17 protein-coding genes are annotated in these 14,101 nt (G+C 46.1%); 9 read left to right on the top strand and 8 right to left on the bottom strand.

The features are described 5' to 3' along the window. Positions 1–67: 67 nt before the first annotated feature. From H6F63_RS21110 to psaI, 6 genes are all read left to right on the top strand, one after another. Positions 68–844 carry an RNA polymerase sigma factor SigF gene (locus H6F63_RS21110; RefSeq protein ID WP_190451999.1) on the top strand — a complete coding sequence of 259 codons (777 nt, stop codon included), beginning with the start codon at positions 68–70 and terminating at the stop codon, positions 842–844. Between the two features lie 277 nt (positions 845–1,121). Then, positions 1,122–2,036, top strand: a complete 915-nt coding sequence (locus H6F63_RS21105) for a hypothetical protein (RefSeq protein WP_190639427.1) — start codon at positions 1,122–1,124, stop codon at positions 2,034–2,036. Between the two features lie 35 nt (positions 2,037–2,071). Further along, a complete protein-coding gene (locus tag H6F63_RS21100; RefSeq protein WP_190639426.1) occupies positions 2,072–2,335 on the top strand; it encodes a hypothetical protein in 264 nt (87 codons plus the stop codon). 69 nt (positions 2,336–2,404) lie between these two features. Continuing rightward, positions 2,405–3,700, top strand: a complete 1,296-nt coding sequence (gene hisS, locus H6F63_RS21095; protein ID WP_190639425.1) for a histidine--tRNA ligase — start codon at positions 2,405–2,407, stop codon at positions 3,698–3,700. A 63-nt stretch (positions 3,701–3,763) separates the two neighbouring features. Further along, a complete protein-coding gene (locus tag H6F63_RS21090) occupies positions 3,764–6,427 on the top strand; it encodes a hypothetical protein (RefSeq protein WP_190639424.1) in 2,664 nt (887 codons plus the stop codon). Positions 6,428–6,522: 95 nt separating this feature from the next. Continuing rightward, on the top strand, positions 6,523–6,639 hold the full coding sequence (psaI, locus tag H6F63_RS21085) for a photosystem I reaction center subunit VIII (RefSeq protein WP_190440863.1): 117 nt from the start codon (positions 6,523–6,525) through the stop codon (positions 6,637–6,639). Between the two features lie 89 nt (positions 6,640–6,728). On the opposite strand, the gene H6F63_RS21080 is transcribed toward psaI, so the two are convergent. The 6 genes from H6F63_RS21080 to H6F63_RS21055 all read right to left on the bottom strand — a co-directional run bounded on the left by H6F63_RS21080 (position 6,729) and on the right by H6F63_RS21055 (position 9,246). Beyond that, positions 6,729–6,848 (bottom strand): photosystem II reaction center protein J, encoded by a 120-nt coding sequence (locus tag H6F63_RS21080; RefSeq protein ID WP_190440860.1) that lies wholly within the window; start codon positions 6,846–6,848, stop codon positions 6,729–6,731. A 325-nt stretch (positions 6,849–7,173) separates the two neighbouring features. Then, positions 7,174–7,296: a photosystem II reaction center protein L gene (locus H6F63_RS21075; protein ID WP_190427172.1), complete on the bottom strand. Its 123-nt coding sequence runs from the start codon at positions 7,294–7,296 to the stop codon at positions 7,174–7,176. Between the two features lie 9 nt (positions 7,297–7,305). Next, complete coding sequence (gene psbF / locus H6F63_RS21070) at positions 7,306–7,443, bottom strand: cytochrome b559 subunit beta (RefSeq protein ID WP_190639423.1); 138 nt, start codon at positions 7,441–7,443, stop codon at positions 7,306–7,308. 24 nt (positions 7,444–7,467) lie between these two features. Continuing rightward, a complete protein-coding gene (psbE, locus tag H6F63_RS21065; RefSeq protein WP_190639422.1) occupies positions 7,468–7,713 on the bottom strand; it encodes a cytochrome b559 subunit alpha in 246 nt (81 codons plus the stop codon). 134 nt (positions 7,714–7,847) lie between these two features. Further along, positions 7,848–8,852 carry a photosynthesis system II assembly factor Ycf48 gene (locus tag H6F63_RS21060; protein WP_190639421.1) on the bottom strand — a complete coding sequence of 335 codons (1,005 nt, stop codon included), beginning with the start codon at positions 8,850–8,852 and terminating at the stop codon, positions 7,848–7,850. 61 nt (positions 8,853–8,913) lie between these two features. After that, positions 8,914–9,246, bottom strand: a complete 333-nt coding sequence (locus H6F63_RS21055; RefSeq protein WP_190427158.1) for a rubredoxin — start codon at positions 9,244–9,246, stop codon at positions 8,914–8,916. Positions 9,247–9,512: 266 nt separating this feature from the next. Between H6F63_RS21055 and ndhC the strand changes: the two genes are divergently transcribed. Genes ndhC through H6F63_RS21040 form a run of 3 tightly spaced genes read left to right on the top strand, consistent with a single transcriptional unit; the run spans position 9,513 to position 11,111 of the window. Continuing rightward, positions 9,513–9,875 (top strand): photosynthetic/respiratory NAD(P)H-quinone oxidoreductase subunit C, encoded by a 363-nt coding sequence (ndhC, locus tag H6F63_RS21050; protein WP_190427156.1) that lies wholly within the window; start codon positions 9,513–9,515, stop codon positions 9,873–9,875. Continuing rightward, the gene (locus H6F63_RS21045) at positions 9,872–10,618 is read left to right on the top strand and encodes an NADH dehydrogenase subunit K (RefSeq protein WP_199298201.1); all 747 of its coding nucleotides are present in this window, start codon (positions 9,872–9,874) and stop codon (positions 10,616–10,618) included. Before ndhC ends, H6F63_RS21045 begins: the two co-directional genes overlap by 4 nt. Positions 10,619–10,631: 13 nt before the next feature. Further along, positions 10,632–11,111 carry an NAD(P)H-quinone oxidoreductase subunit J gene (locus tag H6F63_RS21040; protein WP_347276829.1) on the top strand — a complete coding sequence of 160 codons (480 nt, stop codon included), beginning with the start codon at positions 10,632–10,634 and terminating at the stop codon, positions 11,109–11,111. A gap of 229 nt (positions 11,112–11,340) precedes the next feature. Here H6F63_RS21040 and pucL read toward each other — a convergent pair whose 3' ends face one another. Further along, positions 11,341–12,267 (bottom strand): factor-independent urate hydroxylase, encoded by a 927-nt coding sequence (gene pucL, locus H6F63_RS21035; protein ID WP_190639418.1) that lies wholly within the window; start codon positions 12,265–12,267, stop codon positions 11,341–11,343. A 187-nt stretch (positions 12,268–12,454) separates the two neighbouring features. Then, entirely contained in the window at positions 12,455–13,864 is a 1,410-nt protein-coding gene (hydA, locus tag H6F63_RS21030; RefSeq protein WP_190639417.1) for a dihydropyrimidinase, read from the bottom strand. Between the last annotated feature and the right edge of the window lie 237 nt (positions 13,865–14,101).

Below are 14,101 nucleotides of genomic sequence, written 5' to 3'. Positions count from 1 at the left end.
CTTAAAAAGCAGAATAAAACCAAAATTAGTGTCTCTACTGGGGACAATCTACCAAGCGAACTTCTTTATGTATACCAACGTCACTCCCGAAATAAAACTGGAGAGCTTGCAACTGTTACGAGAGTATCAGCACAATCGTACAGATGCTGTCCGGAATCATCTGGTAAAACTGAATTTTGGACTGGTGAGAAAAGAAGCACATCACTGGGTTAATCAGTGTACTGAGAACTATGAGGACTTGCTTCAGGTTGGCTGTTTAGGATTAATTCGAGCTATTGAACGCTTTGACCTGTCCAAGGGACACGCCTTCAGTTCCTTCGCCATTCCCTACATTCGCGGCGAAATTCAGCACTATCTACGAGATAAAGGCTGCTCGTTCCGCCTACCTCGGCGCTGGCAGACTCTGCGGTATCAGGCAGCCTCTGTAACGCGGGAGTTTCAACAGAAATACAACCGACCACCTACCCATTCAGAGGTGGCAGCGGCGCTGGAAATTTCTGCTTCAGAATGGCAGGAAATCCAGTTAGCGTTTCAAAACCGAGAATTGCTAAGTTTAGATTTACCAGTGGGAGATGCTGAGGAAGGTTCGACTTGCTTAGGCGAACTTGTACCAGACCCCCAATATCGCAGTTTTCAGTTAGCCCAAGAAGACCAAATTCGCCTACAATTGGCTCTGGTGCAACTAGAAAAGCGCACTCGTGAAATTCTAGAATTCGTTTTTTTACACGATTTAACGCAAAAAGAGGTCGCAGAACGCTTAGACATCAGTGTGGTGACTGTCTCCAGGCGTGTTAAAAAAGGATTAGACTCGCTCAAAAAGCTAATGGTAGGGCCGGAGAATTAACCAAGAAGTTCTTGGGAAGGGAAGAGGAGTTAAGTTGAAACATTGGCAAGGTGTGAGAACCTTCCCCCCTTCTAACCTTCTTTTCGTCAACGGGCAACGGACAAAAAACTAAAAATTGAATAAAGTAACACAAATGTTACGCTTTCATCTATATATTTTAAACTTGTAATAGAGGGGTGCGATCGCATCCATCTATTCAAGGTATAACCCGCCTCAAAGAAATTTGAACAGAAAATCTCTTGTGGCGGATGCTATTAAGGGATTTGGGAACTGCAAAATGCGTCAACATTCATGGATTGCGTTTGTCGGAATACTGGCTCTGGTAGGGGCTGGCTGTGCGCCAGCAGAGGAAACTGCTATAGCTCCTAGTCCTATTGTTTCTCCGGCGGCTGATCCGGCGGCGGTTCCGACTACTTCACCAATAGCACCGGCAACCCCAAGGTTTAATACGCCAACTGTTCCAACAGCGAACGTTCCGGGAGTTCCCGGCTTGATTCCATCCACAAACTCGGATGTGCGATCGCGTAATATTCCTAAAGGTAGACAAGACCCCTTTGAGAATGTTCCCCTGAACCCGCAAGTGACTGTGGTGCCTCCAGAGCCTGGTTCGGTTCCTCCGCCTCCGATTCCAGTTTCTCCGGCTCCGGGTGTAGCACCGCAGCGTTCCATCCCAGTGCCGCCGCCTCTGCCCCAAGTACGCAATCCCAGAGTAAGAGCAAGCAACGGTGGTAGCAACGGTGGTAGAGCAGTTCCACGCACAAGGTATACACCGCCGCGTCCTCCCCAGGTTAGAACAACAACACCGAGAAATCCGGCACCTAGAACCGCACCAAATTCAGCTCCTATTGCTAGAACAAATACGGTTCCCCCTGCTCCCCTGCTGCCAAAACTGCCACCGCTACCAGAACCAACTCTGGCGAGAAATGTAGAAGTTACAGGAGTGGTGCAAGTAGGTACCCAGCCTCAAGCAATTGTAAAAGTACCGAATGAGCCGAGCCGCTACGTAGGAGTTGGGCAACGTTTATCTAATGGGCAGGTGCTAGTTAAGCGGATTGAAGTGAATAATGGTGGCAGTCCAATTGTGATTTTAGAGCAATATGGCAGAGAGGTTGCTAGACGAATTGGAGAAAAACCAGAGGCAAATCCTGCTGGCGCACCTACGGCTGCTGCTCCTGGTTCTCCTCAAGCCTAGATACGATTGATTACTTGTTGTAGGGAGTTTAAAGAGTGCAGACTACTGGAGGAGAACCGCTGCGAATTGAAATAAGCTTGCCTAGGTTGCCCTTGGCAATTTATCGGGAATTAGCTGCCCATTTGCGGCAGGTAGAAGGAGTCGAAGCGGATCTGATTCCCCAAAATTCGCAGCCGTTTGACTACCATCAAAGCCAGGTTGGGGGCTTGTGGATTCAATATGTACAAGATGCCAATCCAGCTAGTCGGCAACAAGTAGACCGGATTTTAGAGTATTATAGTCAGCGCTACAGCCCCTAGTAGGAAATCTTTCCACCGTAATATTCGGTGGGGGCTTTTTGGCAATCTGGCAAAAGCTAACAAAAATTCATGGGCATCATTCAAGCTTTACGGGGAACGCGGGACATTCTGCCCGAAGAAGTTGGCTATTGGCAATGGGTAGAATCGGTAGCGCGAGACATTCTTAACGTAGCCGCTTATCAAGAAATTCGTACTCCGATTTTTGAGCTGACTGCACTATTTGAGCGGGGAATTGGCGAAGCTACAGATGTGGTGGGGAAGGAAATGTACACCTTCAACAGCCGGGGGGAAAACCCTTATTCCATCACTCTACGTCCTGAAGGTACAGCGGGTGTGGTGCGCTCTTACATTGAAAACCATCTTGATGTAAAAGGTGGGATTCAGCGCCTTTGGTATATGGGGCCGATGTTTCGTTACGAAGCTCCCCAAGCGGGGCGACAGCGGCAATTTCACCAACTGGGCGTAGAAGTGTTAGGTAGTGCTGACTCCAGGGCGGATGCGGAGTTGATTGCGATCGCTACCGACATCCTGCAAACCCTCGGCCTAAAAAATCTGCACCTCTACATTAACTCCGTGGGTTCTCCTGAGGATCGACAGCGTTATCGACAAGCACTGGTGGACTATCTGACTCCCTATAAAGAAGAGTTAGATCCAGACTCCCAGGTGCGTTTGGATCGCAATCCCTTACGAATTTTGGATAGCAAGGATAAGCGGACGCAGGCAATTGTTGAAGATGCCCCCAGCATTTTAAATTATCTGGGTACAGAGTCACGCCGTTACTTTGAGCAAGTAAAAGCAAGGCTGACTGATTTGGGAATTGCTTACGAACTAAATCCGCGTCTGGTGCGCGGTTTGGATTATTATACTCATCTGGCCTTTGAAATTGTCTCCGACGACTTAGGAGCACAGGCGACTGTCTGTGGTGGCGGTCGCTATGATGGGCTAGTAGCAGAATTGGGCGGGCCAAGTACGCCTGCGGTGGGTTGGGCGATGGGTTTGGAGCGCTTGATTATCTTGCTACAACAGCTGCAACAGCCACCAGCAAAAACGCTGGATTTCTACGTAGTTTCACGGGGGGAAGCAGCAGAGAGTCAAGCACTTAAACTGGCTACGCAACTGCGAAGAATTGGGTTTAGTGTGGAATTAGATTTGAGTGGCAGTGCGTTTAAAAAGCAGTTCGCCAGAGCAGATAAGAGCGGTGCCGTTGCTTGCTTGATTTTAGGGGATGAGGAGGCAGCAAACCAAACCGTCAAGCTCAAGTGGATGGCAACCAAAGAGCAAAATGCGATCGCTCAAGTGGAATTATTGGCTGAAACAGACGAACTGCGTCGCCAGTTGGATACCGCAGGGAGTTATAAGTTATGAATTATGAGTTTTAAATTAATTCATAACTTATAACTCAAAATTCAAAATTTTTCCTAGCCGCCGATGGAATACTGGGAATTTCTGATCCAAAAAGAAGGCGATCGCTCTTGGCTCTCTCTAAAGAAGCCAAGTTTGGAAATCTTAGAAGGTCGGTATCGGGTGGTTGCTCACTCAAACCGACCAAACACTGATGTGGAAATTCGCATCACGCATGACAGCACCGAGGAAGTTCCCGCCAGACGGCGCTCACAGAAGCGATCGCGTCGCACCAATGCCCAAGGGTTAATGGTGGTGATTCCCTTTACCTACTTTAAGGCGGGGATATGGGATTTGCGTTGCTCTGGGGATATCATGTCCGATTTCCTGGGCAATACTTGGCAGCAAACGATTAAGTTTCAGGTTTTACCACAAGCCGCAGAAACTTCCACAGATAGCGATTCAGCTGAAGAAGATATTTCGCCGGAAATTTTTCATCCCCATTCAGCAGAGATGCCGGAAACGTCTCTACCTCCAACGGAGGCCGAGTCACAAAGGTGGAAGGCCGCGTCAATGCCTGTCAGCGACCTTATGGAACACTCGCTACAGATGGTAGACGAAATTTTACACGAAGTTGTCGATCCACTCTGGCAAGCGTTTGAGCCGATACCTGCTGCGCCACCGCAGCGGTTGTTTACCCTAGACTCAGAGCTGCCAAGAGAGGAATTGCCTGAGTTTCAGAGTGCTATTGATTCACCAGATATTGCAACAGATATCACCCAACCGCAAGTAGAGGCAATTCCTGAAACGTTTCTAAGACTGATTCTCGACCAGGAAAATTTTGTGGCGCGTCGGGGACAGCCGATTATTTTTTCTGGGGAAGTTGAGGTTTTGGACACTTCCAGTTCTCAGAAGTGTGTCCAGGGTGGAACGCTGAGAGTGGAAATGCGCGATCCGCAAAACTCAAAAATTCTGCTAGATGTAGAGCAACCGCTACCCGAACAGGTCTCAAGCTTTGTCTTTAGGTGTAATCTTGAGCTGCCCGAAGAGTGCAAAACTCGGTTAATTTTGGGAGAAGTCACGCTAATAGACGAGACGCAGACAGTCTTGGCGACTCAATCATTTACTGTAACAGCAGATTTAGAAGATTTACTGGGCGCGATCGCTAACGATAGAGAAGCTGAAAATTTATTGAACCCGCCGTTAGGATCTCTTTTGGCAGAGACACCACCTTTAGATTCATCTTTTCTGGATTTGGTGCAACAACCGAAAGAGAATCAGTTCCTACGTCTAGAACCGTTACCAAATCAGCCTTTACCTCCGCAAATTACCCGAAGCGACCCGGCAAAGGAGGCAGCACTTAAAGCTCCCAAACTGCCTGCGATCGCTTCTGATACAGATGCAACCGATAGCGAGGGAAAAACATCCGTTACTCCTCCACCCCCGCCGTTGGGATCTCTACCACCCAAAATTTATCGCCCCGATCCTGCCAATCCAGTTAATAAAACGCTCAAACTCCCTCTAATTTCAGGCTCTGCTCCTGTTACAGAGGTAGAAGCAATAATCGATTCATCTAGCGAGCTTGAACCTCCCACGGTGGAGAACGCTGCTCAAGAGCAGGCTCCATCAGATGTGGAGCAGTTAGTTGATAATTTGTTGAATAACTTAGCTGATAGCTGGCAGCGTCCAGAGATACCATCAGCGGAAGATGACAGCGAAGATGCTGATACAACGGCTAATGAGGATGTAGCTGTCGAAGAACCTTCTGACACTCCAGAATCAGATAATCCTGCTGAAGATAGCGATCCCACATCGACTGTAGACACCGCCTTTGCTACTCTGAAGCTGAAAGACCGTTTTCTGTCCCGGTTAAACGACCTGGCAAACGATGAGGAATTGGCTCAACTCCTACAACCTGAGGAAGAGTTGCCTGTAACTGAGCCAGAATTAACAGAATCAGAGTTGTCTGCACCAGACGTGACCCAGGAAGATAGTGAAAATACTGGTGTGGTTGATGGAACTGAAACAGCGGCAATACAACAGTCGTCGGAAACAGACTCTGAAGCCCCGCCAGAGAGTATGTCTACAGATTGGGAGTTAGTGGCTCAACTGCTAGATCAACAACCCCCGCTACCAGAATTTGACGAAGAAGATGCCGCTATTTCCAGCGACGCACCCAGTAATTCTCAAGTGGCGGCGGAAAGTCCCCTGACTATTACTCAAAATCCTACCAATGTGTTCTCGGCAGCAAATTCCGGTGGAAATTGGGCAGATCAAGAGATTGTTGTGGACGATGACCCCTTTGAGGAGCCTCTGGGCAGAAGCGATCGCATATCCCCTTTCCCTCCTAGCCATTATCCCCAACCGCAGCCATCAGCGCTAGACGAGGAGCCTGTGCCAGCGCCTGAGTTGGTGTTGCCAGAAGGCGAACTGATTGCAGGGCAACTGCTCTTGCTCCGCGTGAAATTAAACTCTGAGTTGAGCCGCATCTATGTCAAGCTGTGGGTTCACGATCGACAAACGCGATCGCTGCTGGATGGCCCTCGTTGGCTTGTAGATTTTTCGCCCAATGCCTTTGGTGTCTTGGAAACAATGACTCAGTTAACTGTGCCGTTTGGGAGTATGTCCATCCGATTTGAAGCGGTTACAGTAGATACTTATACCCAAAGAGAGAGCCATAAAGTGACACTTGACCGTACTGTTATTCCCCCTGACTTGCCCAACTGGTCGCTGGATGAGTTTGGGGATTGATTAGTTGTTAAAAATTTTTATAATTCGGATCTTTGGGCCAAATTCACTGTAGATTCGATTAGAAGAATTGTTTCATAACAATAGGAAATTTAGCGATGGCAGCTTCATTCTTACCTTCAATTTTGGTCCCTCTAACTGGCTTGGTCTTCCCAGCCATAGCAATGGCTTTCTTCTTTCTTTACATTGAACATGAAGACCCAACTGGAATTTAACAGCTACAAATTAAAAAACCGCCCTTCCGGTTAGGACGGGCGGTTTTTCTAAAGGATGTAGAAGCTTCTACATCCTTCTTTGTTTATGCTTACAAAGAGGAGCCTAAACCAGCGTAGGCACCATAGAAGAAAGTACCTAATACGGCGATAACACCTAAACCAGCGACTGTCGCTACAATCCACAATGGGATTCTTCCACTTCCAGACACAGCTTTTTCCTCCTAATTAAACTCGAACTAGCTTTATTTAATCAAACCCAGTTAGGCGAAGCACTCACTGTTATAGGGCTTTCGCACTATAACAGAAGCTTCCAGTTTCACCCGCCGTGGCCATCTTATACGAATGTATAGTGTGGTTTTACACAGCGTCCGGAGGTTTTGCTTAGGTTTCCCTAGCACTGACTCCCGTACTACTTGCGTAGTACCCTGGCAGACACCCGCCTCCCGCAGGCACAATTTCTGTTGTTACACGGCTTGGTTTTCGCTTATCCCGAAGACCCGCTATACCTAGCTGGTATAGCGGAATTCTGCGATTTTAGTTAAAGAAATAACTGGAAAACAAAATTCCCAAAACGAAGACAAGTAGCAATCCTAAGAACAGAGAAGTTCTGTTTAACTCAACTGGCTGATTATTAGGATTGGGAAGACGATCCGGCATCGGTTTCTCCTATCGTTGAATAAATTGCATGGAAGCGATCGCGCCCAAGAAAAAGACTGTAGGCACAGCCAGAGTGTGGACAGCAAGCCATCTAACGGTAAAAATCGGATAAGAAACTGGTTGATTTGTTGGAGTATTGCTAGTCATGATTTGCCACCACTTTTAAACTACTTACTTGATAAATTGGTCTATTTGATCTTTTGATTCAACACGATCTTGTACAATTGGCACTTCCGTCCGATTTGGAGTGAAATACTCATTGGGGCGGGGTGTTCCAAACGCATCGTATGCCAATCCAGTTTGAACAAATAGCCAACCAGCAATAAACAATGCTGGGATGGTGATGCTGTGAATCACCCAGTAACGTACGCTCGTAATAATGTCACCAAACGGACGCTCTCCAGTAGTACCAGCCATTCAGATTCCTCCTCTGACAACAGTTTAAAGCTTTGTTTATATGATACGAAATTCGGTAGATGACAAGCAAGAAAATAGTTGTAAACAGCTTATTTTCTGCTTATTACTACCACCTGACGGCGACGATACTCTCTTCAAGCCGCAGACGATGAACCCTCGTATTTCAGCAAAACACCACGCTGACCAATAATAAATCCTCGATCGGGCGTTACAAACTTAATTTTGTACAAATTCGAGGGTATATTCTCCATCTCGCGATCTTTCTCCCAGGTTTTGCCATTATCTGGACTGCGGAGTAAATTACCACTTCCCCCGGTCACCCAAATTTCCTCTGGTGTGCGATATGCCAAATCGAGTAAACCCCAACTGGTAGATATCTCTGGATATTGTGCCTCTTGCCACTCATCGTGCTTTTCAGGGTCGCTAAATTGCAGCTGACCGCCCCGTGCGACCATCCACAACCGACCATCTTGTGCAAAACCCATATTTTCAACACGTCGGGAACTATTGCGGTTGTGGGATACCCACGCTTCCTGACCTGGTTCCCAAGTTGAGTAGAAGTTCCCTTTTGCTGACACTGCTACATATTTACCATCTTCAGAGCGGGAGATGTTGCGGACAACGCCCACTGCTTCTTGCACCATCGCTTTCCAGTTTTGTCCAGCGTCTTGAGTGCGATAAATTGCGCCTACGTTGGTGGTCATCTCAGCGGAGTTGGGACCTAGTGCCAAAATTGTGTTGGGTGCGCCCGGTAATTTATTACTCAGTGAGATGCGCGTCCAAGATTTTCCGCCATCGGTGGTGTGCAGTAAGATAGCAGGTTCTCCTGTAATCCAACCCTCAGAACCAGCAAAACTCACACCTGTAAAGCGGTATTTCTGATCGCCAAGGGACAAGTTTCGAGGCTCCCAGGTTTTGCCGCCATCGGTTGTTTCCAAAATTGTAGAGTCACTGCCCACAAGCCAGCCGCGATCGCGGTCGTCGGTAAAGGCAATATCCTGAATATTAGCTGTTGTTGGCAGCTCAATGACTTGCCAAGGGTTGTTGCTCACCGAAGGGACGCTACTACAACTGGCACAAAACAGGGTGACTACCAGCAATATTACAATTTGTTTCAGTGTTCTCACAAAAAAGTTCATAACGTCCAGCACTGGTGGATAGAATCTGACCTACGGCAGGTATCAAGAGCCGAGTTTAGTTTTAATGCAAACTGTAAAGACTGAGAAAAAACAAAAAACCTAAAGCCAAGGCACCAAAAATGAGCAGATTCTTCTGTCCTGGGGTTAAAGTGTTTACCCCCAGACCGAAACCTAGATTTTCCTTAAATCCAGACGGCGCACCTGCAACGCCAATATTTTGAAACTGCGTTTTCCGCACTCCACAGACGGGACAGCGCCAAGAGAGGGGTAATTCTTCAAACGATGTTCCTGCGGGGATATCACCTTTACTATCGCCCTTAAGTGGCTCATAAACATAGCCACAGGCGCGACATTCGTGGCGATCCATGATGGCATCAACGGCTTGATCGCTCATAGCTCAGAAAGTAGTTGAGAAGCCAACCTTAAAATCTATGTTAAAAATTATGCCATAAGTGTAGGACTTCCTTAACATTTTCTAGTTCTGGCTCTGGGCGGAAAGGGCGATCGCTAGATATAAAATTTGTTTAGTTCGACTTATGTGTGCTATACGTAATCGCTCTCGAAAGCCGCCAGCGTCACGTGGTAAAGGTAGTCACTCTATAATGTATATGTAAAGAAGTAATAACTCGCGTTGTTTCATCTGAGTGGTAGTTAACTATCGTGTTTGTCCTTAGTGGGTATGAGTATTTTTTAGGATTCCTACTGGCTTGCAGCTTGGTGCCTTTTCTAGCACTGTCTGCTGCTAAGCTTCTGCGCCCCAGCGGTAGTAGTCCAGAGCGACGCACCACCTATGAATCTGGGATGGAGCCGATTGGGGGAGCTTGGATTCAGTTCAACATCCGCTACTATATGTTTGCGCTTGTCTTCGTGATTTTTGATGTTGAAACTGTTTTCTTGTTTCCGTGGGCTGTTGCCTTCCATCGCTTAGGAGTTTTGGCTTTCATAGAAGCCCTGATCTTTATTGCAATTCTTGTGGTTGCTCTTGTTTACGCTTGGCGCAAAGGAGCTTTGGAATGGTCATGAAATCTAACCAGGCAAATGAATATGCTGCCCTAGAACAGCAGCAGAAAGAACGCATTCTTAGTCCAATTGAGCGGCCCAAGGTCACTCAAGAGCTTTCGGAAAACGTCATCCTGACCACAGTTGATGACCTGTACAACTGGGCGCGGCTTTCCAGCGTATGGCCTTTGTTGTTTGGCACCGCCTGCTGCTTCATTGAAGTTGCGGCGATGATTGGTTCGCGGTTTGACTTTGACCGATTTGGGCTGGTTCCCCGTTCCAGCCCCAGACAAGCAGATTTAATCATTACTGCTGGAACCATCACTATGAAGATGGCACCTGCTTTGGTACGTCTTTACGAACAGATGCCAGACCCCAAGTATGTGATTGCGATGGGAGCTTGCACAATCACTGGCGGGATGTTCAGTGCTGACTCCCCGACAGCGGTGCGCGGAGTGGATAAGTTGATTCCTGTGGATGTATACCTACCTGGATGTCCACCACGTCCAGAAGCGATCATGGATGCGATCATTAAACTCCGGAAGAAAATCGCTAATGATTCGATTCAGGAACGCGATCAAATGAAGCAAACGCATCGCTACTACAGCACCACCCACAAACTCAAAGGTGTAGACCCCATCCTGACAGGGAAATATCTACAGTCAGGCACTCGCCAAAGCCCACCGCCGGAGTTGGCAGCAGCTATGGGTATGCCTGTATCCCCAGCCCTGTTGACGACTCAAAAACAGGAGGAAGGTCGTGGCTGAAGCAGAATCCCAAATCGTAGCCAGTAAGGTTTCTGGCTGGTTGACGGAAAACGACTTTGAGCATGAGGCTCTAGAGCAAGATCATCAAGGCGTTGAGATCATAAAAGTTGACCGGGACTTTTTGATTCCTATCGCCACAGCCCTCTATGCCTATGGGTTTAATTACTTGCAATGTCAAGGTGGCTATGATGCAGGGCCGGGTGAGGATTTGGTCAGCTTCTATCATCTGATTAAGCTGAGTGACAATGCTGACCGACCTGAAGAAGTGCGTCTAAAGGTGTTTTTGCCGCGAGATGACGCTAGAGTGCCTTCGCTGTACTGGATTTGGAAGACAGCAGACTGGCAAGAGCGGGAATCTTACGATATGTTCGGTATTGTCTACGAAGGACACCCGAACTTGAAGCGGCTTTTGATGCCGGAAGATTGGGTAGGCTACCCTTTGCGGAAGGATTATATTTCGCCTGACTTCTACGAGTTGCAGGATGCTTTTTGATTAAGAAGCATTGCCCTTAATTAGGAAATTTTGCGTGAAAGCACTCACTTGTTGTAAGTGGGTGCTTATTTTTTTTAGAAAGCTTTTGCTACAAAATAAATTGTCCTCACAATCGATTGTGTTTGAATTTCAGCTAGTAAGTTGTGTCTTGGGAAAGAAACCCAACTTACCACCTATGAGATAGTCCAGGGAACTTGTGATTAACTCAAAACTCATAACTTATAACTATTTAGTCATCCCGGTTTAGGATTAATTTAATCATTCCATAGGGAGGGCGCGGATCGCAGTACACTTTTATTTTAGAATCTGCATCTGATACAAATGCGGTGTCCCAAAGTCGATTTTCAGCTGCAAAAGAAACTTCTGCCATTTGCGGGAAGCGTTGTAGTAGGCGCACACCCATCTCATAAACGAGATGTTGGATTGATTTGCTGACAAATTCATGAAAGACAACTTGCACAAAATCGCGCACTTGTTCAGCAGGGATGTAATCTGATAAATCAGACGCGATCGCATTCTCCACGTCAGCGTATTTCCAGTAAACATCGAGATAAATAAATAAGGGGCGATCGCTCATTTCTGGTAGCGTGGTATACTCATCGCGAGCAAAGTTGGCAAACAAGCTACCAGTAACTTTGATTAGCTGAAATCCTACTCTTCCACAACTATGAGCGACGATTTTTGTACCATCTCCCTGACGCTCAAAATCCAGCACTGTAACTGCATAGTCATTGCGCGAACGGCTGAATAAAACTTCGCTATTGGTATTTCCCCCATCGGGGTGAGGTAAACGTGCCGCAGCAAATGGTTGTTCTCTACCTATCACTCGCAGCGATCGCATTTGGGGATAAGTATGTAAAAACTCCTGTCCCAGGAAATTTATAAAACCTTCTAAGGTTGAGCCATCGAATGCGATCGCTTTCTTCAAAACAAAGTTTTTCATGGTGTCGGTAGCCACCACATCTGTATTGATTCCCTCAGTGTAGGCGGCGATAAAATTGTTACCGAATACCTCAACATCAACATCAACCGCAAACAGGATGTTTTCTCTACCACTAAACTCTGATTCTGGAATTTCTGTCAAACCCAACATCGGTTTTGCATATGTGCGGTACAGGGTAATATTTCCTTTACCATAGCTAATTTCTGCGCTCACGCCTTGCTCCTTGTCCTACTATTTTGGGTTTTGTATTGAGGAAACCTTGTTATTAGCCATTTTTATAAATTTTAGGGTTACATTATTCAAGGAAACTTATAATCACATTATTATCCTCGCGTTACGTTGACGAAACTTTGTGCAAGGATCGAATTATATTCGCCAGTATTTCTATATACACATTTTTTTAGAAAGTGCCGGAAGCGGAACGTTTTTGAAACTGACCTTTACCTTTGTTCCCCAGCCAGCGATCGCCATCTACAATCAACTCCCCGCGTAAGAAAACTTTCTCTACTTTCCCAGTAATAAAACGCCCTTCAAATAAGCTGTAGTCTACGTTAGAATGATGAGTTGCCGCACTCAAAATATGTTCTTTATTTGGGTCAAATAAAACTATATCGGCATCGCTTCCCACAGCAATTGTTCCTTTTTTAGGAAACAATCCAAACATTTTAGCGGGAGCAGTTGCAGTTAACTGTACAAACCTATTCAGCGAAATTTTACCCGTTCTAACACCGCCATCATATAGTAAAGTCAACCGCAATTCTACCCCAGGCGCACCATTAGGAATTTTAGAGAAATCCTCTTTTCCAACTTGTTTGGAACGGTGCCAACCAGAGGAATTTTCTTTGAAACAAAATGGACAATGATCGGTAGCAACTATCTGGAGATCGTCAAACTTTAACCCCCGCCACAATGCCTGTTGACAGTGATGTTCCCGTAACGGTGGGGTCATCACATATTTAGCCGCCTCAAAATCTGGTTTGTCATACTCCTCAATGTTTAAAAAAAGGTAATGAGGACAAGTTTCTGCAAAGGCATAAATACCGCGATCGCGTGCTTCAACTACTACATCTAATGCTTCTTTTGCTGACAGATGAACGATATATACAGGGATTTCCGCCAACTCTGCAATCCGAATTGCTCTGTGAGTAGCTTCTGCCTCCATAATTGTTGGTCTTGTTAAAGCATGATATTTTGGAGAAGTATTTCCCTGAGCCAATGCTTCTTCAATTAATACTTGAATTACGCTACCATTTTCTGCGTGTAAATTCACCATACCGCCATGAGAACCTACTGCCCGCATCGTTTTAAATATAGAGGCATCATCTACCATTAAAATTTCTGGATAAGCCATGAACATTTTAAAGCTAGATACCCCATCGTAATTAATTAAATCGGGTAATTCTTTTAAAACTTCTGGGTTAATATCTGTCAGAATCAGGTGAAAACTATAATCTACACAAGCTTGCGGTTCTGCCAATGCTAGACGATTATCAAGTGCAAATATTGCGCTTTCTCCTTTGCTTTGTTGAGCATAATCGATAATAGTAGTCGTGCCACCAAAGGCAGCGGATCGCGTTCCTGACTCATACGTATCGCAAGTTTCGGCAATGCCTTGACGGGACTCCATGTGCGTGTGAACGTCAACACCACCAGGCAATACAAGTAATCCTGAAGCTTGATATTTTTGGGCTGATGGTACTGCTAATTTTCGAGCGATCGCTTCAATTTTTCCATCGCGAATTAGAATATCTCCTACATAGTCATCGACTGCTGTAACAATTCGTCCGCCAGTTATTAGTACGTCTGTCATTTTTGCTGATTAAAATGTGATAAAACAAACCACTCTAGGCACCGAGAACCTAGAGATGTAGAGACGTTGTATACAATGGCTGGAAAACAAAATAACCTTACTTTTTGAACTGGGTTGGGGCAGAAATGTTGAATGTTAAGAAAACTTCATAAAAATTAGCCCAAAATCATGATATTTTTTGGGCTAAACCTTAATTAATCTTATTAGCTTCCATGATATTTTCATTTCCTCGTCTTG

Source organism: Trichocoleus sp. FACHB-40, assembly GCF_014695915.1.
GTDB classification, from domain to species: Bacteria; Cyanobacteriota; Cyanobacteriia; order Cyanobacteriales; family FACHB-T130; genus Funiculus; species Funiculus sociatus.
The sequence above is the reverse complement of the archived record's forward strand: the minus strand, read 5'-3'. Positions and strand labels throughout refer to the sequence as shown.